Source organism: Vibrio artabrorum, from assembly GCF_024347295.1.
GTDB lineage: Bacteria > Pseudomonadota > Gammaproteobacteria > Enterobacterales > Vibrionaceae > Vibrio > Vibrio artabrorum.
Genome location: NZ_AP025458.1, coordinates 92,502 through 116,064 on the forward strand (window position 1 = coordinate 92,502; position 23,563 = coordinate 116,064).

Annotated in this window: 17 protein-coding genes; 7 read left to right on the plus strand and 10 right to left on the minus strand. The window is 45.6% G+C overall.

What is annotated here, in order from left to right:
• Nucleotides 1-94 precede the first annotated feature (94 nt).
• The 5 genes from OCU36_RS00420 to glnA all read right to left on the minus strand — a co-directional run bounded on the left by OCU36_RS00420 (nt 95) and on the right by glnA (nt 7,713).
• Nucleotides 95-2,644, minus strand: a complete 2,550-nt coding sequence (locus OCU36_RS00420; protein ID WP_261838557.1) for a phosphodiesterase GepA — start codon at nt 2,642-2,644, stop codon at nt 95-97.
• 109 nt (nt 2,645-2,753) lie between these two features.
• A complete protein-coding gene (glnG, locus tag OCU36_RS00425; RefSeq protein WP_261838558.1) occupies nt 2,754-4,157 on the minus strand; it encodes a nitrogen regulation protein NR(I) in 1,404 nt (467 codons plus the stop codon).
• 111 nt (nt 4,158-4,268) lie between these two features.
• Complete coding sequence (glnL, locus tag OCU36_RS00430; RefSeq protein WP_261839662.1) at nt 4,269-5,345, minus strand: nitrogen regulation protein NR(II); 1,077 nt, start codon at nt 5,343-5,345, stop codon at nt 4,269-4,271.
• 167 nt (nt 5,346-5,512) lie between these two features.
• Nucleotides 5,513-6,076 carry a DUF4124 domain-containing protein gene (locus tag OCU36_RS00435; protein ID WP_261839663.1) on the minus strand — a complete coding sequence of 188 codons (564 nt, stop codon included), beginning with the start codon at nt 6,074-6,076 and terminating at the stop codon, nt 5,513-5,515.
• Nucleotides 6,077-6,303: 227 nt separating this feature from the next.
• Nucleotides 6,304-7,713 (minus strand): glutamate--ammonia ligase, encoded by a 1,410-nt coding sequence (gene glnA / locus OCU36_RS00440; RefSeq protein ID WP_261838559.1) that lies wholly within the window; start codon nt 7,711-7,713, stop codon nt 6,304-6,306.
• 577 nt (nt 7,714-8,290) lie between these two features.
• On the opposite strand from glnA, the gene typA reads away from it, so the two are divergent.
• Entirely contained in the window at nt 8,291-10,126 is a 1,836-nt protein-coding gene (typA, locus tag OCU36_RS00445) for a translational GTPase TypA (RefSeq protein WP_261838560.1), read from the plus strand.
• Nucleotides 10,127-10,316: 190 nt separating this feature from the next.
• On the opposite strand, the gene OCU36_RS00450 is transcribed toward typA, so the two are convergent.
• Nucleotides 10,317-10,847 carry an AAA family ATPase gene (locus OCU36_RS00450; protein ID WP_261838561.1) on the minus strand — a complete coding sequence of 177 codons (531 nt, stop codon included), beginning with the start codon at nt 10,845-10,847 and terminating at the stop codon, nt 10,317-10,319.
• Between the two features lie 226 nt (nt 10,848-11,073).
• Between OCU36_RS00450 and OCU36_RS00455 the strand changes: the two genes are divergently transcribed.
• From OCU36_RS00455 to OCU36_RS00465, 3 genes are read left to right on the plus strand one after another with little or no spacing between them, the layout of a single operon-like run.
• Nucleotides 11,074-12,015 carry a virulence factor BrkB family protein gene (locus OCU36_RS00455; RefSeq protein ID WP_261838562.1) on the plus strand — a complete coding sequence of 314 codons (942 nt, stop codon included), beginning with the start codon at nt 11,074-11,076 and terminating at the stop codon, nt 12,013-12,015.
• Entirely contained in the window at nt 11,987-12,421 is a 435-nt protein-coding gene (dtd, locus tag OCU36_RS00460; protein ID WP_261838563.1) for a D-aminoacyl-tRNA deacylase, read from the plus strand. Before OCU36_RS00455 ends, dtd begins: the two co-directional genes overlap by 29 nt.
• A 16-nt stretch (nt 12,422-12,437) precedes the next feature.
• Nucleotides 12,438-13,373, plus strand: coding sequence for a bifunctional GNAT family N-acetyltransferase/hotdog fold thioesterase (locus tag OCU36_RS00465; RefSeq protein WP_261838564.1), 936 nt, complete (start codon nt 12,438-12,440; stop codon nt 13,371-13,373).
• A 37-nt stretch (nt 13,374-13,410) separates the two neighbouring features.
• Here the strand turns inward: OCU36_RS00465 and OCU36_RS00470 are convergent, their stop codons facing one another.
• From OCU36_RS00470 to hslR, 4 genes are all read right to left on the minus strand, one after another.
• Nucleotides 13,411-15,384, minus strand: a complete 1,974-nt coding sequence (locus OCU36_RS00470) for an AsmA family protein (RefSeq protein ID WP_261838565.1) — start codon at nt 15,382-15,384, stop codon at nt 13,411-13,413.
• 153 nt (nt 15,385-15,537) lie between these two features.
• A complete protein-coding gene (gene pckA / locus OCU36_RS00475) occupies nt 15,538-17,163 on the minus strand; it encodes a phosphoenolpyruvate carboxykinase (ATP) (protein ID WP_261838566.1) in 1,626 nt (541 codons plus the stop codon).
• Between the two features lie 337 nt (nt 17,164-17,500).
• Nucleotides 17,501-18,379: an Hsp33 family molecular chaperone HslO gene (hslO, locus tag OCU36_RS00480; protein ID WP_261838567.1), complete on the minus strand. Its 879-nt coding sequence runs from the start codon at nt 18,377-18,379 to the stop codon at nt 17,501-17,503.
• A gap of 18 nt (nt 18,380-18,397) precedes the next feature.
• The gene (gene hslR, locus OCU36_RS00485) at nt 18,398-18,784 is read right to left on the minus strand and encodes a ribosome-associated heat shock protein Hsp15 (protein WP_261838568.1); all 387 of its coding nucleotides are present in this window, start codon (nt 18,782-18,784) and stop codon (nt 18,398-18,400) included.
• A 313-nt stretch (nt 18,785-19,097) separates the two neighbouring features.
• Between hslR and gspC the strand changes: the two genes are divergently transcribed.
• From gspC to gspE, 3 genes are read left to right on the plus strand one after another with little or no spacing between them, the layout of a single operon-like run.
• On the plus strand, nt 19,098-19,994 hold the full coding sequence (gene gspC / locus OCU36_RS00490; RefSeq protein WP_261839664.1) for a type II secretion system protein GspC: 897 nt from the start codon (nt 19,098-19,100) through the stop codon (nt 19,992-19,994).
• A 41-nt stretch (nt 19,995-20,035) separates the two neighbouring features.
• Complete coding sequence (gene gspD / locus OCU36_RS00495; protein WP_261838569.1) at nt 20,036-22,060, plus strand: type II secretion system secretin GspD; 2,025 nt, start codon at nt 20,036-20,038, stop codon at nt 22,058-22,060.
• Complete coding sequence (gene gspE, locus OCU36_RS00500; protein WP_261838570.1) at nt 22,060-23,562, plus strand: type II secretion system ATPase GspE; 1,503 nt, start codon at nt 22,060-22,062, stop codon at nt 23,560-23,562. The genes gspD and gspE overlap by 1 nt, the downstream gene beginning before the upstream one ends.
• Nucleotide 23,563: the final 1 nt, after the last annotated feature.

A 23,563-nucleotide genomic window follows, 5' to 3' on the forward strand; every position in this document is an offset into this window, starting at 1 on the left:
CGAAAATCGAGACATAAAAATGCCAGCATTCCGCTGGCATTTTTGTTTCTGGGCTTAGTGAATCCCATTATTTTCTTGAGTTCGACTGTGCTTTTTAGGTGTTTTTTTGGATATTTGTTAGATTGGCTGGCCATTGTTCAAATGGAACTGGTCGACCGTATAAGAAGCCTTGTGCTTGTGGACATTGTAGCTGCTTTAGCAATTCAGCCTGCTGTTGAGTTTCAACCCCTTCTGCAACTAGATTGACCTTAAAGCCCTTAGTTATGTTGGCGATTGCCGCAACGATAGAGCGGTCTATCCCCTCTTTATCCAGCTTGCTGACAAAGCTGCGATCAATTTTAAGACAATCAAATGGCAGTTTCTGCAAATAAGCCAACGAGGAATATCCGGTGCCAAAATCATCAATTGCAATCGAGATCCCCAGCGATTTTAGAGCCAGCATGTTGTCGATGATCATTGGATCATTATCGATGATGCGTGACTCGGTGATTTCCAATGTGAGATTTTTAGCGGGTAACTTGGTCTCATTCAATGTGCTTTTGACAAGCTCAACGAAGCCGCTCTCTGTGAGTTGGTCGACGGAAAGATTAACGTGAATCGAGAAGTCTTCACTCCATTTTCCTGACTCAATCGCGATTGCGGTATCGCGACAAGACTTATGCAGAATCTGCTGACCAATATCGTAGATGAGCCCGCTCTCTTCCGCGAGAGAAATAAATTCGATCGGTGAGATCACCCCTTTGTCTGTTATCCAGCGAGCTAATGCTTCAGCCCCTATGGTTGAGCCTGATTCAAGGTCAATAATCGGCTGATAAAAGGGTTCGAATTGTTGCAGCTCGATAGCGTTATTTATACGAGCAAGCATTTTGGTTCGGTGCTTAGAGGCTTTTCTCATTTCTGGGTCATAGATGCAGATGCTAGCTTTATCTTGTTTTGCGTTGCTTAACGCAATGCTGCTATTTCGCAGACATAATGTGATCTCTTGGTCGCTAGAGACGTTAACCACTCCAATAGAAATCTTGATGACAACACTCTCAGACTCCATAGCAAATGGAGAGGAAAACGTCTGAACTAATCGGTTGGCGAGTATCTGCACGTCAGCCTCTTGGATGATGTTCGGTGCGTAGATGGCGAACTCATCACCGCCAGTGCGGGCCAAGAGGTACTCTGAAGGTAGTGTTCCTCTCAAGCGTGCCGCAGCGATGATCAGCAGTTGGTCGCCATTTTGGTGGCCTAGGCTGTCATTAATATCGCGAAAACGATTAATACCCACTAAATACAGGGTACCTTTTTCGATTTTGGCTTTTTTCTTTGCGGCATCAATAAAGCCTTCACGACTGTATAGCGTGGTTAACGAGTCATAGGTAAGTTGAGATTGTAACTGTTGGAACGATGCTTTTAAGTTTTTGGCCATCTCATTGAAAGCTTCGACTAACATACTGGTTTCGTAGATATTGCTTGGCTTTGGCATGTTGCCGTCCCAATCTCCCTTAGCGAGGCGTTTCGCTGCGTCGGCTGTGGAAGTGATGGGCTGGATAATACGATTAAAGGCAATTAACCCTGCGACGATCCCAATACAACTCAGTAATAATCCAAGCAACCAGCTATTTCTTTGCTTATCTGGTAATTCACCGAGTAGGTTGCTTTCAGGGATCGACATCCCAATAAACCAAGTGAGACCGTATTTATCTTTATAAGGGGTGATCTGATTGAAATAGTGTTCACCATCCAGAGTAAAGTTGAAATGTTGTATTTCCATGTTTTCAAGTAAAGAGTTTCTATCTACGTAGCTGGCGCTCTTTTGTATTATTGGATTAGCACTCTCTATCGCTAATAAACGTTGCCCTTTATTGGTTCTACCTGTCCCCCAAGAGACAACACTGCCGCCTCCAGAATGTGCGATTAAACGTTGTTGTTGGTCAATAATATAGACAGAAGCATCAGTTTTACTTTTTAGGTTTCTTAAGAATGCATTAAAGGTATTGATCTTGATGTCACAGACAATCACGGCTTTAAACTCGTTGTTGTCATAGACAGGAGCGAGCGCTGATAGGGTGATCTCTTGACGTTCATCTGCATTGGCGTAAATCGGTGACCATGATGCTTTTTTTTCTGCGACAACAGGGGTGTACCACGGACGAACTCTTGGATCGTAATCTGAAATCACCGACCGAATGTCTTCACTAATTTTGCTGCCACGGTAAATGACCAACTGATCATTGGTGCGTTCGTCTTGCACCATCAAGGTGTAGCCTTTGTTGGCTTCTTTACGGAAACCGACGTAGTTACCATCTTCTGAACCAAAGCCAATCACATCCACTTGAGAAGTAGTCTGAAAGTGCTTGGAGAACTTATAAAGAATATAGTCTTGGACTTTGCTGAGGTTTCCCGCTTGATAAAGGTGATGGTAGCCTATGTTTTGGCTGAGCGAGAGATTGGCTTCAAACGGTTTTTCTAAAAACTCAGAGAGGCTTTGATTTACGTTGTTTGTGAGTGATATTAACCGGCGTGCGCCAATATCACTCACCATTTCTTTGTAACTCTGTTTTTGAGTGAAAACCATTACACCCATAGTGATTAGAAAAATCATCACGAAGGGCAGAACCACGGCGGTTCTCAGTGTGATTTGTGTTCTCAAAGACATCTTTAGTTACAATTTGGCCAGATACTGTACTGCAATTGTACCGACACTATGCTAGTCAAGCGAACCTTTTTTTTCTTAAAAATCAGATGCATTGAGAATCATATAAGGTCTAGTACAGTTCTTTAAGCTTGCGAGTTAGGGTATTTCTTCCCCATCCTAAAACTTTAGCGGCATCTTGTTTGTGTCCATTGGTATAGTCGAGCGCAGCCTCGAGCAGTATGCGTTCAAACTCAGGTAGAGCATAAGTCAGCAGCTCTTTCTCTCCAGAATCAAGCTCACATTTTGCCCAATTTGCAAGCTGTTGTTGCCAGGTCTCTCCCGAACCTGAAGCGGGCACGACTTTCTCTTCTAATAGCTCTGGTGGTAGATCCGAAGGCAGTATTTCACTGCCACTGGCCATAACGGTCAGCCAGCGGCAGATATTCTCGAGCTGACGCACGTTGCCTGGCCAATTTAGTTGATTCAGTTTTAGAATGGTATCGGGATGCAGTGTTTTCATTTCCACACCGAGTTCTTCAGCGGCAGAGGCGAGAAAGTGATGAGTCAGCTTTTCGATATCTTGTTTACGTTCACGCAGTGCCGGAATATGAATTCGAATGACATTGAGTCGGTGGAAAAGGTCTTCACGGAAGCCACCTTCCTGGACTAATCGTTCGAGATCTTGGTGGGTTGCTGCGACGATGCGAACATCGACCTTAACCGCAGAATGACCACCGACACGATAAAACTGACCGTCAGAAAGCACACGCAGAAGGCGTGTCTGAATATCGAGTGGCATATCGCCTATTTCATCAAGAAAGAGCGTGCCGCCATTGGCCTGCTCAAAGCGCCCTTGGCGAACGCTGTTAGCGCCAGTAAAGGCGCCTTTTTCATGACCAAACAGTTCAGATTCGATAAGGTCTTTGGGAATCGCGGCCATATTAAGGGCAATGAAGGGCTTTTTCGCTCTTGGGCTATGACGGTGCAGAGCGTGCGCCACTAACTCTTTACCGGTACCTGATTCACCGTTAATGAGAACGGAAATGGATGAGCGAGACAAACGGCCAATGGCTCGGAACACTTCCTGCATCGCTGGAGCTTCACCAATAATTTCTGGGGCGTTGCTGTCTTCGGCGACTTCGCTGGCTTGTTCGCGTTTCTGCTCATGACTATGCGCAATCGCTCGCTCGACCAAGGTCAATGTTTCATCGATATCGAATGGCTTTGGTAGGTATTCAAAGGCGCCTTTTTGATAAGCATTCACTGCCGCATCGAGATCAGAGTGCGCGGTCATAATGATCACGGGTAGCTCGGGGGATCGTTGATGAACCTGGTGAAGCAGTTCAATTCCGTCAATACCGGGCATTCTAATGTCAGAAACCAGTACATCAGGGGTTTCACGCTCAAGAGCAAGTAACACGCTCTCTGCGTCCGCAAATGTTTCGCACTTGATATCCGCAGATGAAAGTGTTTTTTCTACTACCCAGCGAATAGAGCTGTCGTCATCGACGACCCAAACGTATCCCTTACTCATAATTTTATTCCTTTGCAGCTAAATCTATGGTGATCATCATTGTTGTTTTTATTTTTCGGTCGTCGTTTTGGCTTATCAGGCTCGCTTTTCAATTAGGAAATGTAGCTTCAGTTATATTGGTAAATAAATCGTGAATGTGGTGTTACCGGGCCAACTCTCAACGTCAATTTTTCCATTGTGTTGATCGATCAGGTTTTGAGATATCGATAACCCTAATCCAGTGCCACCTTCTCGTCCGCTGACCATTGGGTAAAACAGCGTATCTTTTAATTCATCGGGGATGCCCGGGCCGTTATCGCTGATCTCAATTCGCGCGGCGAGCTTATGTCGCTGCCCATGAATGTTAGCTTGATGCACCGTTCTGGTGCGAATGGTGATTTTTCCTGAATCTTGAGCTTTCAGAATCTGCGCGGCATTACTCACAATATTGAGCATGGCTTGCTCTACCTGTGCAGAATCCATCAAAATTACGGGGAGGCTAGGATCGTAATCTCGTTCAATAACGAGTGTAGACTCCGATTCGAGCTCGACAAGCTGCCTGACTTTTTCAAGTATTTGGTGAAGGTTCTCTTCTGACTTGGTTCCTGGTTTTTGTGGGCCAAGCAAGCGGTCGACTAAGGCTCTTAAACGATCGGCTTGTTCAATGATTATCTGGGTATACTCATTGAGAGACTGATCGGGCAGCATTTTTCCAAGCAACTGCGCTGCACCTCTTAGGCCCCCGAGCGGATTTTTTATCTCATGTGCTAACCCGCGCACCAACAGCTTAGCCGCTTGTTGCTGAGCGTGTTGGTTGAGCTCTTGGCTGAGGCGTCTTTGCTGATCTATCTTGCGCATCTCAACCAATAGCAGTGTCTCTCGCTGCCAAGATATTGGGCTAACCGTAACTTCAAGCATCAGTGGGCGGTGATCAACAACGAAGGTCACGTCACTGTCGGTAATGCTCTGGCCGCTTTGGAGAGGCTGCGTTAGAAGCGCTAAATCCAATGAGGCGTGTTGGATAAGTTGGCTTAGTGGATGATCAACGATGCGTCGTGCGCTCTGTGAAAAGAGCTGTTCAGCTGCCGGATTGGCGTATCGGACATACAGTTGTTCATCGAGCATCAACGTCGAAGTCACCATATTATCGAGAATGGCGCTGGAAAGATGCTCTGTCTCTATGCTGTCACTTTTGGCTGATCGATTCACAATTTCGTCCTTGAACGGGGGTTTTCTCACTGCACCAAACTGGTGCGAAGCTAAGTTCAAGTATGGCGCATATCCATTCGAAGCTAAAGATAATTCATTAGAGTCACTGAAAGCGGCTTCGGTTAGATGAAAAGTAGAAGTCATTCAGTCTCTTTTGACACATTGGCCTACTTGAGCGTCGCCCGATGTAAATACACGGTGACTGGACTAGTAGATGCAATAAGCTTGCCGCTTCGATGAGCTTGAATTGCAATGGTGTGAGTGCCTCGATCGATGCCTTTTAATTCCCAATACGGTAGGGTCTGTGGGGCGCCATAGCGACGGCCATCAAACATCAATTGTAATAGTTCACCTATACCAAGTTTTCGGTTGAGCTCTACCTGAATCGGGATTAAGCCGCGGTTGCTACGAATGGTTTGTTCATGAACGGGAGTCAACATGGTGAGGGCTAATTGAGTGGGAACCTCACGCTCTGTGGCTTCTTTTTCTGGCTGGGTTTTAGCTGGCAGTTTAGTTGTAGAGGAACCTGCGGCGTCAACCGGAGTCGAGGCCTCAAATTTAGGAGCAGGTGCTGAAGCTTGCACATCTGGCAGGCGAAGAGCCTCGGCATCTTGAGCGCTAGGGTTATCACTGAAGTGGAGCACGCCATCTTGATCTACCCAGGTATACACCGTTTGAGCAGAGCATGAAAGGGCGACTGTTAACCCAATAAGGAACAGTATATTTTTCATATCTTTAGCCTCTTTTTCACCGTTAGGTGATTCCACGTTTGGCGTTGATTTTTTTATTGATTTTATTGTGTGTAGCGCGATAGCCTTTGAGGGCTTTTGTTTAAGGTATGTTACGAGGAAGTGAAGGTTGGAAGAATATAAAAAAGGCCCGCCTGCGAGGCGAGCCTAATATTTAGTCAGCGATTCTTACAAGGTTGCAGTAAGAACTGGCTTATCTCGACTGAAGATTAAACTGAGTAGTACAGTTCAAACTCAAGTGGGTGTGTCGCCATGTTCACACGTTGTACGTCGTCAGATTTCAGAGTGATGTAAGAATCGATGAAATCGTCAGAGAATACGCCGCCAGCTGTTAGGAACTCACGGTCTTCGTTAAGCGCTGCTAGCGCTTCTTGTAGAGATTCTGCAACGGTTGGGATTTCAGCTGCTTCTTCTGCAGGAAGGTCGTATAGATCTTTATCCATCGCTTCGCCTGGGTGAATCTTGTTCTTGATACCGTCAAGGCCAGCCATCAGCATTGCTGAGTAGCATAGGTATGGGTTAGCTGCTGGGTCACCAAAACGTAGCTCGATACGACGTGCTTTCGGGCTTGGTACTACTGGGATACGGATAGAAGCAGAACGGTTACGTGCTGAGTAAGCCAGCATTACCGGTGCTTCGAAACCAGGTACAAGACGCTTGTACGAGTTCGTTGATGGGTTAGCAAACGCGTTGATTGCACGAGCGTGCTTGATTACACCACCGATGTAGTAAAGTGCCAGTTCAGATAGGCCGCCGTACTTGTCACCAGCAAACAGGTTAACGCCGTCTTTTGCTAGAGATTGGTGAACGTGCATACCAGAACCGTTATCACCAACGAGTGGCTTAGGCATGAATGTCGCTGTTTTACCAAATGCGTGAGCAACGTTGTGTACAACGTACTTGTAGATTTGAGTCTCATCCGCTTTTGTTGTTAGCGTGTTGAAGCGAGTTGCGATTTCGTTTTGACCCGCAGTTGCTACTTCGTGGTGGTGAGCTTCAACAACTAGGCCCATTTCTTCCATTACTAGACACATTGCGCTGCGGATGTCTTGAGATGAATCGACAGGAGCGACTGGGAAGTAACCGCCTTTAACGCCAGGACGGTGACCTTTGTTACCGCCTTCGATGTTAGAACCTGTATTCCAAGCGGCTTCTACGTCATCAATCTTGAAGAAAGCACCAGACATGTCATTTGAGAATTTAACATCATCAAATAGGAAGAATTCTGGCTCAGGACCGACTAAAACTGTGTCAGCGATACCCGTAGAGCGTAGGTATTCTTCAGAACGCTTAGCGATTGAGCGAGGGTCACGGTCGTAGCCTTGCATTGTTGCAGGCTCAAGGATGTCACAACGGATGTTTAGCGTTGCGTCTTCTGTGAATGGGTCCAGTACAGCAGATGCTGCGTCTGGCATCATTACCATGTCAGATTCGTTAATGCCTTTCCAACCAGCTACTGAAGAGCCGTCAAACATTTTGCCTTCTTCGAAGAAGTCTGCATCAACTTGGTGAGAAGGAATAGAGATATGCTGCTCTTTACCTTTTGTATCAGTAAAACGTAAGTCGATAAATTTAACTTCGTTCTCTTGGATCAGGGATAGTACATTTTCTACTGACATCTTGGATAACCTCCAGTGTTATTAATTTTGTATTAGCTCGATTCGGTTGAAACTAGCATTGATTAATGTCTATAAGTGCATTAATCGATGCTGATTTACCTATAGCCAAAAACGTGCCAAAAAAATTATTCCATTAACTTCAATGATTTACTTATTTTTTGATTGGACCTAATCTGGTTTTTGCACCAAAATGATCTCTGACTGCACCTTGTTGGTGCAGGCGCTTGTCTGTGCACCAATGTGAGACATAAGCGAACACCATTCAGCAATGAATTGCCTAAGTTGTCAATCCACTTTTGTCATTTTGCGGGAGTTTTGCTTCGTTACTCGCGGGGGATGCTGTTTTAAAAGTCTGATTTTAGAGTCCGACGAATTTGTCTGCTCAACACGGTGCCTAATCAAAGTTAAGCGGATAGGCATTGCTAGTCAAAGAAAAAAGCTTTGGTTCAGATCACATATTTCTGGGTTTTTGTCTAGAATCTGGTATATTATTGACCGTTTTTTAAATCAAGCTAGCGGTTATTATCCAAACTTTTGAGATAAGTGACGGCTACTTTTATGAGTGAATCGAGAATCCATGTCTACTCCACAGATTGATAAGTTAAGAAATATCGCGATCATCGCGCACGTTGACCACGGTAAAACGACTTTGGTTGATAAACTACTACAACAGTCAGGCACTCTTGAGTCTCGTGGTGAAGCTGAAGAGCGTGTCATGGATTCGAATGACATCGAAAAAGAGCGTGGCATTACCATTCTTGCTAAGAACACAGCAATCAACTGGAATGATTACCGCATCAACATCGTAGATACTCCGGGACACGCGGACTTCGGTGGTGAAGTTGAGCGTATCATGTCTATGGTTGACTCTGTTCTGCTTATCGTTGACGCAGTTGATGGCCCAATGCCTCAAACTCGTTTCGTAACGCAAAAAGCATTCGCACACGGTCTTAAGCCAATCGTTGTAATCAACAAGATTGACCGCCCAGGTGCTCGTCCTGATTGGGTTATGGACCAAGTATTCGACCTTTTCGATAACCTAGGTGCGACTGATGAGCAACTAGACTTCACCGTTGTTTACGCTTCAGCTCTAAACGGTTGGGCAACAATGACTGAAGGCGAAACGGGCGAGAACATGGAACCATTGTTCCAAGCTGTTGTTGATACCGTAGAAGCACCGGCTGTTGACCTTGACGGTCCACTACAAATGCAAATTTCGCAACTTGATTACAGCTCTTACGTCGGTGTTATCGGTGTTGCTCGTGTTACTCGTGGTTCGGTTAAGCCAAACCAACAAGTCACTATCGTCAATGCTGAAGGCAAAAAACGTAACGGTAAAGTAGGTACAGTTCTTGGTTACCTAGGTCTTGACCGTCACGAAGTTGAGCAAGCTAACGCTGGCGACATCATTGCAATTACCGGTCTTGGTGAGCTGAAAATTTCAGACACTATCTGTGACGTAAACAATGTTGAAGCAATGACTCCGCTTTCTGTTGATGAACCGACAGTAACAATGACGTTCCAAGTAAACACTTCTCCGTTCGCGGGTAAAGAAGGTAAGTTCGTTACTTCACGTAACATCCTTGAGCGTCTAGAGAAAGAACTAGTACACAACGTTGCACTACGTGTTGAAGAAACTGATAACCCAGATCGTTTCCGTGTTTCAGGTCGTGGTGAACTTCACCTATCTATCCTGATCGAAAACATGCGTCGTGAAGGTTTCGAGCTAGCTGTATCTCGTCCAGAAGTTATCATCAAGAAAGACGAAGATGGCAACCTAACTGAACCGTTTGAAACGGTGACTATCGACGTGCTTGAAGAGCACCAAGGTGGCATCATGGAAAACATCGGTCTACGTAAAGGTGAGCTAACTGATATGTCTCCAGATGGCAAAGGCCGTGTTCGCATGGACTTCATGATGCCTTCTCGTGGTCTTATCGGTTTCCAAACTGAGTTCCTAACTCTAACGTCTGGTTCTGGTCTTCTTTACCACTCATTTGATCACTACGGTCCTCACAAAGGCGGCGTAATCGGTCAACGTAACAACGGTGTTCTAATCTCGAACGCAACTGGTAAAGCTCTGACTTACGCACTATTCAACCTACAAGAACGTGGTCGTCTATTTGCTGAGCACGCAGACGAAGTATACGAAGGTCAAATCATCGGTATTCATAACCGTTCAAACGACCTAACAGTAAACTGTCTGAAAGGTAAGCAGCTAACGAACGTTCGTGCATCTGGTACTGATGAAGCACAGGTTCTTTCGCCACCTATCCGTCACACTCTAGAGCAAGCTCTTGAGTTCATCGACGAAGACGAACTAGTAGAAGTAACGCCAGTAAGCATTCGTATCCGTAAGAAGCTTCTTACTGAAAACGAACGTAAGCGTGCAGCACGTCCAGCTAAGGCTTAATTGCCCGCTGACTCGCTTCTAGCCATAAGTAATACGTTTTAGAATAAGTAAGAAAGCCCCGAGTAGCCTAGCTGCTCGGGGCTTTTGTTTTATGTGCTATTGGAATAGATACGGGTAAACGTGATGCGAGATACGAAGAGCATTCAAGTATTCGTCATCCTCAAGAGGGAGGAACGACCGAGTTGGGGATCTAGCTTTTGATACCTAAGTACTGCTCAACGAATTGAACTCGCTCTTTCACCGACATAAAAGGTACTTCGACTGTCTCATACCCCAGCTCTTGGTAGACGGTTACTAACGCGTGGTGAATCTCTAGCGCCTCCTCAAACGGATAAGGTCTCACATCATCTTGCACATAGATTGAAGCTTCAGGACGACAGAACAAGACTTGTCGGTGATAGCCTTGGCTCGCTTCCCGGTAGGCTTCGTCAATCTCAAGGCGAGCCTGAGACAAATACCCACAGATATCGGGGATAGCGCGATCGAGAAGGGCAATTGGATGCTGATTGGCTTGGTCTTTTTGTTCGCTCATGACGGTTAAACATAGGCGAGCAAAGCCTGGAAGGTCTAACCAAGGTAAGATACCGTTCTCAAGTTGGCTCTGCTGTTCGATTAATTGGCGAGAAGATTCTGCGAAGATTGGAAAACCGATATCACCCAAGGCGTCAATGAGTGTTGTCTTTCCGGCTCCGGGGCCACCAGTAATAATGATAGGTTTCATAATGAGTGGGTACTTAAGTTGTCTTGGTTCGGCTCGATATTCATTCGACCCTCTACTACCGCTTACTTGATCGACACATCATCTTATGCTTATGGCTCCCTATATGACCATGGCTAAATAATTAAGCTGACGAGCATCCAGTAAGATTAAAAATAGAGGGGACTATAATCGCTAAATAAGGCATTCTAGCTTGCTATAGTTAAGTAGCGATCAATGAATTAGGACTATGAACGAGTTACTAGGGAGTTACAAGTTGAAGATAAAAAAAGTCGTCACGGGCAGTATCCTGTTTGCCCGCTATCTTCTCACACGGATGGCTCATGATAGGGTCAACGTGAATGCGGGTTACTTGGCGTACATTACTCTGCTCTCTATTGTGCCGATGTTAACGGTTTTGCTCTCGATCTTATCGTCGTTCTCAATCTTTGCTGATGTTGGTCTGGTGATTCAAAACTTTATCATAACCAACTTTGTTCCTGCATCAGGGGATGCCGTACATGGTGCGTTGTTAGAGTTTGTTGCTAATACCGGGAAAATGACAGCGGTCGGTAGTGTATTTCTGTTTGTAGCAGCACTGATGTTGATCTCTAATATTGATAAGAATCTAAACTACATTTGGCGAGTAAAGAAAAAACGGCGTCCTGTGTTGTCTTTCTCAATGTACTGGATGGTGCTTACTCTCGGGCCGATTTTAGTCGGTGCCAGTATTGCGGCGACCTCTTACGTGACGTCGTTGAACTTACTACAGAGTGAAGTGGTATCGAGTGCATTCAATACCGTTATTCGCAAACTGCCTCTGATTCTCTCTTTCTTTGCGTTTTTTGGTTTGTATTTGTTGGTTCCCAACAAGAAGGTACACTTTTCTCATGCTGTTGCCGGTTCTTTGGTTGCAGCTCTGCTGTTTGAATTGAGTAAGAAAGGCTTTGCCGCCTACATTACTCAATTTCCATCTTACCAATTGATTTACGGTGCGTTGGCAGCGATTCCGATTCTTTTTGTTTGGGTGTATTTATGCTGGTTAATCGTGTTAGTGGGTGCCGAAGTGACAGCCGCGCTTGGAGAGCACGAACAGTGGAGTGGTTCACAAGAAATGATACACTCAACCGATAACGATAAAATAACAGAACAAGGAAACAACAGTGATAGCCCTGATTCAAAGAGTAAGTGAAGCCGCCGTACGTGTTGATGGCCAAGTAGTGGGTGAGATTGAACAAGGCTTATTAGTTCTGTTAGGCGTAGAAAAAGGTGACGATGAAGCCAAAGCCAAGCGTTTGATGGAACGAGTGACCACTTATCGAGTCTTTAGCGATGAGGACGATAAAATGAATCTCAACGTGAAACAGGTAGAAGGGAAGGTATTGGTGGTGTCTCAGTTTACTCTGCCAGCCGATACCAAAAAAGGCACCCGAGCTGGGTTTTCTCGTGGTGCTCATCCAGAAGATGCTGAGCGTCTTTACAACTATTTCTCTGACCAATGCGAATCTGTGTTACCAACGGAACGTGGCCGATTCGCAGCCGACATGAAAGTGTCTTTGGTTAATGATGGCCCAGTGACATTCTGGCTGCAGGTTTAGGCTTAAAGGAATAAGCATGTTTAAACTCATAACACCGACCACCGAAAATCAACTGAATAAGTATTACCATTTTCGTTGGCAGATGCTGCGTGAGCCATGGCGTATGCCGGTAGGTTCAGAGCGTGATGAATATGATGCCATGAGTCATCATCGCATGATTGTGGATGGTCGAGGTCGTCCGATGGCGATTGGTCGTCTCTATATCACGCCAGACTTAGAAGGTCAGATCCGCTATATGGCAGTGAAGAACTCTCGCCGCAGCAAAGGCATGGGTTCTTTGATTTTAGTGGCGTTAGAGTCATTGGCGCGCCAAGAGGGTGCGAAACGTTTGGTATGTAATGCTCGGGAAGACGCGATTTCATTCTATGAGAAGAATGAATTTGAACGTCGCGGTGAGATCAACGACCAGCGGGGCCCTGTTCGTCATCAGCAGATGGTTAAACATCTCGACCCCATGGCTGATGTATTGCGCAAGCCTGAGTGGTGTAATGAGCTTCAGCAACGCTGGGAACATCAGATCCCGATCAGTGACAAAATGGGCATTAAGATTAACCAATACACGGGTTACCAGTTTGAGTGTGGCGCGCAGCTCAACCCTAACCTTAATCCTCACAATACGATGTTTGCAGGCTCCGCCTTTACCTTGGCAACCTTAACCGGTTGGGGGATGACTTGGTTATTGATGAAAGAGCGTGGATTGACCGGTGATATCGTGCTGGCGGACAGTAATATTCGTTATCGTCACCCGGTAGAGCAAAACCCGGTTGCCTCTACTTCATTGGATGGGATCAGTGGCGATTTGGATCGCCTCGCGTCAGGCAGAAAGGCACGTATTATCATTCACGTGACCATTCATAGTGGTGATGTTGAAGCGGTAGAATTTACCGGTACCTATATGCTGATCCCAGACTACAAAAAGGTCATCTCGACAGATACTAATGTGAGTAAATAGGTCATATTGCTAATGCTGCCGATATTGACGGAAAGCGCTACTCCTGAGGCGTAGCGTTTTTTGTTTGGCAGTCATGTCTCTCTGAATATTCCGCTTGAGTGAGTTTTCCTGAGATTTTATGGCATGGGTCGGATAGAGTAATAGAGAGGCTGTGTTGCTCGGTGTTGAGTAAATCGAGGGTTCCAGAAACCTCACCTTTGAGTGTTTGAACTCTTTGTGAACCTTTCTCTTTTGCCGACGCACCAATAATGTGCATCGGTTCAAGCGTGAAGCGCCCACGGTCAAAGCTCGCAGTCAGCTTCGGGACTTCAAACGCGTTATTGGTTGAGGTATCAGAAAGCGTATCGTTGAAGGTCATGACACCTTGGCGAACGCTGCCTGTGAGTTGACCTGTGGTCGAGTAACCGAGCATCAACGAATCGCCATATAAACCGGTAGCTTGAAGCTCGAATTCGCCATAACCGGTTGCATCGAGTGGTAATTTAAGCGGTTGCAATAAGGGGGCTATCGGTAATCCATCAACCGACATGTCTATACGCCATGGTTTACTGATGTGATTGAAGTCGAGTGTGGCCTCTGCTTCTATATAACCGTGCTTTAATGGCATAAACAGGCGTGTTAACGTCCATTTTCCTTGGTCACTGTTCATTTCAATGACAGGTTGAACGCTGAGAACATTTTGATAGCTTGCATCATTGGCGCTCATCATCAGTTTGCCTTGCCACAGTCCTAACTTTCTCTCTTGCAGCAGTTGAACCTGATACCCTTCGACATGTAACCCTGATACCTGCCAATAAGGCTTCTTGGCGAGCTGGATAAGTTGACTGCGTTCAATGTTTAATCGGTCAATTTTGACGTCCTGGAGTTGTGTCAACCAGGGCTGTAGACGAGAGGTTGAACGATGGTTGTCTTGGCTTTCATGTATCCACTTGATGCCTTGAATATCAAGTTGTGCTAAATCAATGGTACTCGGGGTGATCTTGCCGTTTAACTGAACCGTGCCCTGTAGGTATTGAGTATAGAAATCTTCAATTAGAATCTGGTTGGACTCTAGATTCAGTTTAACGCTTGGTTCAATGAGTTGAGTATCGTCTAAGGCGATACCTTCAGCTTGCAGAGAGAAAATCGCTTTCTGTTGTTTCCAGTGTTCAAAAGGCAGTGAGATGTTTTCTAGTGAGGCATCAAAGGCCGATAAGTGCCCATTTTTCCACTCTATGTCGCTATGGATAATATCTAAGCTGTTGATGTGGTTTATCTGAATACCTGCTACCTCCCACTCTTTGTTCAATAGGCTTTGGGTCTGTTTTTGATTGAGTCGCAAGCCATCAATGGTCACGTTAACCAATGACCAACTGTGTAAATATTGCTCGGCTTGCCCTGAAACCTTAGCACCACGCCAGTCGAATGAAGCGCCATAAAGGGTGCTGTCACTCGGCTTTAGGTCTAGGTCGATCAATAGGTTATCGAAGGCTTCGCCTTGCCAATACAACTGCGTGGTTGAGAGTTGGATTTTACCATAGGGCAACAATGCGTTGTTGTTCCAGATAGGGTCGGAGACTTGCAGGTCGATACCTCGTGCATGAAAGTTGGGTGTTGAAAAATCGAGGTTGTTTATCGCGAGTTGCTGGAGTTGGATGTCTTGCTTTATAAGTAAGGAGGCAAGTGCCTTTAATCCACTGGCATCCAGTTGTAGGCCATTGATAAGCACAGAATCGAACACCCATTTGGCTTCAATGATAGAGTGAGGATTGAGCCAGATATCGACCTTGTCGATGTACAGGGGGCGCTGCTTTTCCGGTTGGACTTGAGGCAGGGTCATGCCCATTAAGGTGACATGATAAGGCGCCTGATACTCAACGTCTTCAATGAGCAGAGGTTGTTCCATCGCATGTTTGATAAAAAAATTAGCCACATCCGCACGGTATTGGGTCTGCAGGCTTAATAGCAACGCTGCAAGAGCTGCAACGGCGATAGCCAACATTATGCCGAATACCATGAATACCTTTTTCATTCCCTGAAAACCTTAAATTTCACTAGTCTTAAAACAGAGTGGAACAAAAAGGGGCAAGCAGCAATAAAAAAGCCCCTCAAAAGAGGGGCTTGCTACAAAAATATCACTTTAAATTGGGCGTTCGCTTTTGGCTAGGCCCGAGCAGAGGATGGGTTAGTCCAGTTGAGGACCTGCCGCAACCAATGATTTCCCTTCAGCATTGTCAGTGTATTTATCAAAGTTATTGATGAAGCGTTCTGCAAGATCTTTTGCTTTGCTTTCCCATTGTAGAGGGTCGGTGTACGTATCTCGTGGGTCAAGAATCGTAGGGTCTACATCAGGCAGCGTTAGCGGAACTTCTAGGTTAAACATCGGGATAACCTTAGTCTCTGCATTGTCAATTGAGCCATCTAGAATAGCGTCGATGATGCCGCGAGTATCTTGAATAGAGATGCGTTTGCCAGTGCCGTTCCAGCCTGTGTTCACGAGGTAAGCTTCAGCGCCAGCGGCTTCCATACGCTTCACCAGTACTTCAGCGTACTGAGTTGGGTGAAGGGTTAGGAAAGCAGCTCCAAATGCCGCTGAGAACGTAGGTGTAGGTTCCGTAATCCCACGCTCTGTGCCTGCTAGCTTCGCGGTAAAACCTGATAAGAAGTGGTACTTCGTTTGCTCTGGAGTCAGTTTAGCAACAGGAGGGAGCACACCAAATGCATCAGCTGTCAGGAAGATGACTTTTTTAGCATGGCCGGCTTTTGATACTGGCTTAACGATGTTATCGATGTGGTCAATCGGGTAAGAAACACGGGTGTTTTCGGTTTTTGAACCGTCATCAAAATCAATAGAACCATCACCACGAACCGTGACATTTTCTAGCAGTGCATCACGTCGGATGGCGTTGTAGATTTCAGGTTCTGCTTCTTTAGATAAGCGAATGGTCTTCGCATAACAGCCGCCTTCAAAGTTGAAGATGCCATCGTCATCCCAACCATGCTCATCATCACCAATTAGCTTGCGCTTAGGATCGGTTGACAGCGTTGTTTTACCTGTACCGGATAGACCGAAGAAAATAGCGACATCCTCGTTTTCGCCCACATTAGCACTACAGTGCATTGAAGCGATACCTTGTAAAGGCAGTAGGTAGTTCATCATGGCGAACATGCCTTTTTTCATTTCGCCGCCGTACCAAGTACCGCCAATGATTTGAACACGTTCAGTTAGGTTGAAAGCAATGAAGTTCTCAGAGTTTAGCCCTTGTTTTTCCCAGTTAGGATTGGTTGTTTTCGCCCCGTTCATAACCACAAAATCAGGCTCGAATGTTGCGAGCTCTTCGTCGGTTGGACGAATGAACATGTTCTTAACGAAGTGCGCCTGCCATGCGACTTCAGTGATAATACGGACACTTAAACGTGTATCTGGGTTAGCACCACAATAACCGTCAATGACAAACAACCGCTTGCCTGATAACTGGGTTGTCACCAGCGCTTTCAGCTCGTGCCATACTTCCGTTGTAATCGGTTTGTTATCATTTTTGCCTTGATCTGACCACCACAGGGTATCGCGTGTTGTGTCATCTTTAACAATGTACTTATCTTTTGGTGAGCGACCAGTAAAGATACCAGTATCAACCGCAACAGCGCCGAGTTCCGTGACTACGCCTTTTTCGTAGCCTTTTAGGCCTAGCCGTGTTTCTTCAACGAATAGCTGTTCGTAGCTAGGATTACGAATAACGTCGGTAACGCCAGTCAGTCCGTGCTTAGTTAGATCAAGTTGTGCAACCTTAGTATGTTCCATAACGGTCATAGGTGCTCCTTATAGGATATTTTGTAGGGATTTTGTATTAATTTTTTATTGTTATCTGCTGACCATGCTAGCAACGAGGTTCTAGGGAAACAGGGATGTAGCTCAAAAAGTACCCATATAATACTAGTGCTTTTAAGCGTATCGTCACATATTGGCCCAACTAGTCTATCCTGTACGCAAACCTTTGCGCTAGGGGCGGCAATATTATTAATTGATTAAAATTAAGTGGTGATTTTATTACGAGATGTTGCGGTTTTTGCGCTATTTTGATCACAAAAAAGGCCAGCTAAGTGCTGACCTTTTTGGGGTAAATTACGTGTTTTTGAGCGGTCGTAAATTAATGAACCGTGTTGTCGCCTTTATCAGCTGCTTCGGCGTACAGTGCATCAACATCGCTCTTGTCGAACGAGTAGTTTGTGCCACAGTAATCGCAGTGTAGACCAACGCTTCCTTCCGTACTTAGGATGTCGTAGATCTCTTCTTGAGCAACGGTAATGATTGCTGCTGCGCTTCGATCGCGTGAACAGCCGCAGAAGAATTCAACCGGTTGTGGTGTGAATAGCTGTACTTTCTCTTGGTTGTATAAACGGTAAAGCAGCTCATTCGCTTCTAGAGTGAACAGTTCTTCGTTTTTCACAGTGTCAGTAAGCTGTTCTAGATGTTCGAAGTCGTTTGGCGTACCTGTGCCATCAGGCATCACTTGTAGCAACATACCGGCAGCATGTGCTTTGCCTTCATGCTCACCTGTGCGCAGCCATAGACGCGTTTTAAGCTGCTCAGAGTTAGCGAAGTAGCCTTCAAGAACATCGGCCAATGTGTCACCTTCAAGACCAACGATACCTTGGTAACGCTCACCTTTTTTAGGATCGATCGTGATCACTAGGTGGCCTTTACCCATTAGGTCGTGTAGGCCGGCATCATCAGCAATATCTCCGTTAAAACGCGCTACGCCACGGATTTTCTGATCGTGATCACCATTGATAACAACAAGGGAGACTGGGCCATCACCTTGCAGTTGCATCGTGATAGAGCCTTCAAACTTTAAGGTCGCCGTTAATAGCGTCGTTGAAACCAATAGTTCACCCAGTAATTTTTGAACGGGTGCTGGGTATTCCTTGCTAGAAATAATCTGTTGGTACGCTTCGTCTATTTGGACCAATTCACCACGTACTGATAGGTCTTCAAATAGGTAGCGATTTAAAACATTGTTTGCCATTTGGCTATTCCTTCTAGCTTATTGATTCTTGAACTTGATGATGTCACGACGTTGCTTTTTATCTGGGCGACGTTCGGGTGCTGGGCTGTGAGCATTCAGTTTACGTTGGCTGGCAAATGCTTCTCGTTTTGCCACGCTCTCGGTCGTTTCTTCATAGAGCGTTTGAGCGATAGGTGCTCCACCACGATGGGCCGAGATTTTCTCGATAGTCACCGTTTTTTCTTCATTACCTTGGCGCAATGTAATGATAGCGCCAAGTTCAACAATTTTACTTGGTTTGCTGCGCTGACCATTATAGTGGACTTTGCCACCATCGACCATGTTGCGTGCAATAGACCGGGTTTTGTAAAAACGAGCGGCCCACAACCATTTATCGAGTCTGACAGCTTCATTTTGTGTTTTCATAGGGCTGTGCCTTTTCAGTGAGAAATGAGTGCGGTTTAACGGTAATAAACAGCGCGCCAGCTATTTTTGATGATGTTTATCACTCTGAGTTGAAGCTTAAAGTGGAGGCGGTTAGCATTTTTTTCAAGTCATATTACAAAATAGCCATCTAATGACGATTTATAGATTGGCTATGATATAGTTTAAGGCCTTATGCTTTAAATAAGCTTGGTATCAAACGAATGAATAAAAAAGCTGAAAGCTTAATGATTTGCAGCATTTGTTGTCATGAAAAGGGACAAAGGAAGTGAACGTTTTAGAGCTCAAAAATCGCATGGGAAATTCACCTATATTGAGCCGCTTATTTGCTAACGGATGGGAAATTCAGAAGAAACTAAGCTTAGCCACTTGTTGCGTGTTAATTGCCGCTTCAGCCTGGATTTTAGGGCAGCTTGCATGGTTTATTGAACCGGTCGAGCAAACTTTAGTGCCTTGGCAGGCTGCGGCTTCCTCGTCTTCCTCTCCTCAGGCAATGCTCGATATCTCTTCTTTACAGCAGAGCAACCTTTTTGGTGCCTATAATCCAACGACACCGACGGTGGTTGAACAGCAAGTTATCCAAGATGCCCCTAAGACACGATTGAATTTGATTTTGGTTGGTGCCGTTGCCAGCTCGAATCCTAAATTAAGCTTAGCTGTGATAGCCAATCGCGGTACGCAAGCGACTTACGGGATTAATGAAGAAATTGACGGTACACGAGCTAAATTAAAAGCGGTATTCGTTGATCGCGTGATCATCAATAATTCAGGGCGAGACGAAACACTGATGCTCGAAGGTATTGAGTATAAGCGTTTAGCGGTATCCGCACCGGCGCCCCCGAGAGCTTCTTCTTCTGTTCGTGGTAACAACCCGGCTTCTGCCGAACAGAAGCTGGATCAAATCAAAGCAAAAATATTAAAAGATCCGCAACAAATCTTTCAATATGTTCGACTGTCTCAGGTGAAGCGTGACGATAAAGTGATGGGTTATCGTGTGAGCCCTGGCAAAGATTCAGAACTTTTTAACTCAGTTGGCCTCCAAAGCGGAGATATTGCGACTCAGTTAAACGGGCAAGACCTGACAGACCCAGCCGCTATGGGCAATATATTCCGTACCATTTCAGAACTGACAGAGCTCAACCTTACCGTCGAGAGGAATGGACAACAACATGAAGTGTTTATTGAATTTTAAAACTTTGCGTCCAAAGAGCGACGAAAGTGTAGGAGAAATACGTGAAGCATTGGTTTAAGAAAAGTGCATGGTTGTTGGCTGGAAGCTTAATCTGCACGCCTGCCGCCATCGCTAGTGATTTTAGTGCCAGTTTTAAGGGCACGGACATTCAAGAGTTTATTAATATTGTTGGCCGTAACCTAGAGAAGACGATCATCGTTGACCCATCCGTACGTGGAAAAATTGATGTGCGCAGTTATGACGTACTCAATGAAGAACAATATTACCGTTTCTTTCTCAATGTATTAGAAGTCTATGGTTATGCGGTTGTTGAAATGGATTCGGGTGTTCTTAAAATCATCAAAGCCAAAGACGCAAAAACCTCTGCGATTCCGGTTGTGGGAGAGGGTGATTCAGTTAAAGGCGACAGCGTTGTTACTCGTGTCGTAAGGGTTCGCAATGTCTCGGTGCGTGAATTGTCTCCTCTGCTTCGTCAATTGAATGACAATGCTGGCGCGGGTAACGTAGTGCACTATGACCCTGCCAATATCATCTTGATTACTGGCCGAGCAGCGGTGGTCAATCGTTTAGCTGAAATCATTAAGCGTGTTGACCAAGCGGGTGATAAAGAGATTGAAATCGTTGAGCTGAAAAATGCTTCAGCAGCCGAGATGGTGCGTATTGTTGATGCTCTGAGTAAAACCACAGACGCAAAAAACACCCCCGAATTTTTGCAACCTAAACTGGTGGCAGACGAGCGCACCAATTCGATTCTTATTTCTGGTGATCCTAAGGTACGCAGTCGTTTAAAAAAGCTGATTAAACAGCTTGATGTTGAAATGGCAACGAGAGGTAATAACCAAGTTGTCTACCTTAAATACGCGAAAGCAGAAGATCTTGTCGATGTGTTGAAAGGTGTGTCTGATAACTTGCAGTCAGAGAAGCAAACGTCAACCAAAGGCAGTCCATCGCAACGAAACCAAGTGATGATTTCGGCGCACAGTGATACCAATTCTCTGGTTATTTCTGCCCAGCCAGAGATCATGAGTGCACTGAAAGATGTCATTGCACAACTCGATATTCGTCGTGCTCAAGTATTGATTGAAGCCTTGATTGTTGAGATGTCAGAAGGTGATGGCGTTAACCTTGGTGTCCAGTGGGGCAACCTTGAAACCGGGGCTGTGGTCCAGTACGGCAACACCGGAGCGTCTATTGGCAATGTTATGGTCGGTTTAGAAGAAGCGAAAGATACGGAAAAGACCACCGCGGTTTACGATGAAAATGGTAAATTCCAGCGCAATGAAACGACGACTGAAAAGGGTGACTATTCAACGTTAGCTTCCGCTCTCTCTGGTGTTAATGGTGCGGCTGTGAGCTTGGCCATGGGCGATTGGACAGCGCTGATCAGTGCTGTGGCGACCGATTCAAACTCAAATATTCTCTCTTCACCAAGTATTACGGTTATGGATAATGGTGAAGCTTCGTTCATTGTTGGTGAAGAAGTGCCGGTTCTTACGGGCTCGACGGCAGGTTCAAGCAACGACAATCCATTCCAGACGGTTGAACGTAAAGAAGTCGGCATCAAACTTAAAGTGGTGCCACAAATTAATGAAGGTGACTCTGTTCAGCTGAAAATAGAACAAGAAGTCTCGAATGTATTAGGTGCAAACGGGGCTGTTGATGTTCGTTTTGCTAAGCGCCAGCTCAATACCTCGGTGATAGTTCAAGATGGTCAAATGCTCGTGCTAGGCGGTCTGATTGATGAGCGTGCATTGGAGAGTGAATCTAAAGTCCCATTTTTAGGTGATATTCCTATTTTGGGATACTTGTTTAAATCAACCAGTACTCAGGTCGAGAAAAAGAACTTAATGGTTTTCATCAAGCCAACCATTATTCGTGATGGGATGACGGCTGATGGTATCACTCAGCGTAAATACAACTTCATTCGAGCTGAGCAACTCTATAAAGCTGAGCAAGGGCTGAAATTGATGGCTGACGATAACATTCCGGTTTTACCTAAGTTTGGTGACAATATGGATCACCCAGCAGAAATCCAAGCTTTCCTTGATCAAATGGAAAAAGAATAATGACTGAATTGATCGGTTCGGCGCGTACTTACCAGCGCTTGCCGTTTAGCTTTGCGAATCGCTACAAAATGGTGCTTGAGTATCAGCATCCTGAGCGTGAGCCAGTACTTTATTACGTTGAACCATTGAAATCAGCGGCGATCATTGAAGTGAGCCGAGTGGTGAAGCGTGGCTTTATACCTCAAGTAATTACCGTGGATGAGTTTGATAAAAAACTGACTGATGCTTATCAGCGAGATTCATCGGAAGCGCGCCAGTTGATGGAAGATATTGGGGCAGACAGCGACGATTTTTTCTCATTAGCCGAAGAGTTACCACAAGATGAAGACCTGCTTGAATCGGAAGACGATGCCCCTATCATCAAGTTAATCAATGCCATGTTAGGTGAGGCGATTAAAGAAGGCGCTTCGGATATTCATATCGAGACGTTTGAGAAGTCACTCTCTATTCGTTTCCGAGTTGATGGTGTACTGCGTGATGTGTTAGCCCCGAGTCGTAAGCTTGCCCCTTTGCTCGTCTCTCGTGTAAAGGTCATGGCGAAGTTGGATATCGCTGAAAAACGCGTGCCACAAGATGGCCGCATTTCTTTGCGCATCGGTGGCCGAGCGGTGGATGTGCGCGTCTCCACCATGCCTTCCTCACATGGTGAGCGTGTGGTCATGCGTTTGTTGGATAAGAACGCCACTCGTCTAGACTTACACAGTTTAGGTATGACGGCCGAGAACCACGAAAATTTCCGTAAGCTGATTCAGCGTCCACACGGTATTATTTTGGTTACGGGCCCGACGGGCTCAGGTAAATCAACAACCTTGTACGCCGGTCTGCAAGAGCTCAACAGTAACGAGCGAAATATTTTAACTGTTGAAGACCCAATCGAATTCGATATTGACGGCATAGGTCAAACACAAGTGAACCCTAAGGTTGATATGACCTTTGCGCGAGGTTTGCGTGCCATTCTTCGTCAAGATCCTGATGTGGTGATGATCGGTGAAATCCGAGATTTAGAAACCGCAGAGATTGCAGTACAAGCTTCTTTGACCGGCCATTTAGTGATGTCGACTCTGCACACCAATACTGCCATCGGTGCGATCACGCGTTTGCGGGATATGGGTATTGAACCTTTCTTGATTTCGTCTTCATTGCTGGGAGTTCTAGCGCAGCGTTTAGTGCGTACCCTATGCCATGGCTGCAAAGAGCCTTATCAAGCCGATAGCGAGCAGAAAAAACTGTTCGGATTGATGAAAAATGAAAGCCTGACGCTATACCGAGCGAAAGGTTGTGAGTTGTGTGGTCATAAAGGATACAAAGGCCGTACGGGCATTCATGAACTATTGATGATTGATGACTCGGTACAAGAGCTAATCCATAGTGAGTCTGGAGAGCAGGCCATTGAGAAGGTCATTCGTGGCACAACGCCCAGTATTCGTGACGATGGTTTAAGCAAAGTTCGAAAAGGCGTAACGTCCCTAGAAGAAGTGATGCGTGTGACCAAGGAAGTCTAGA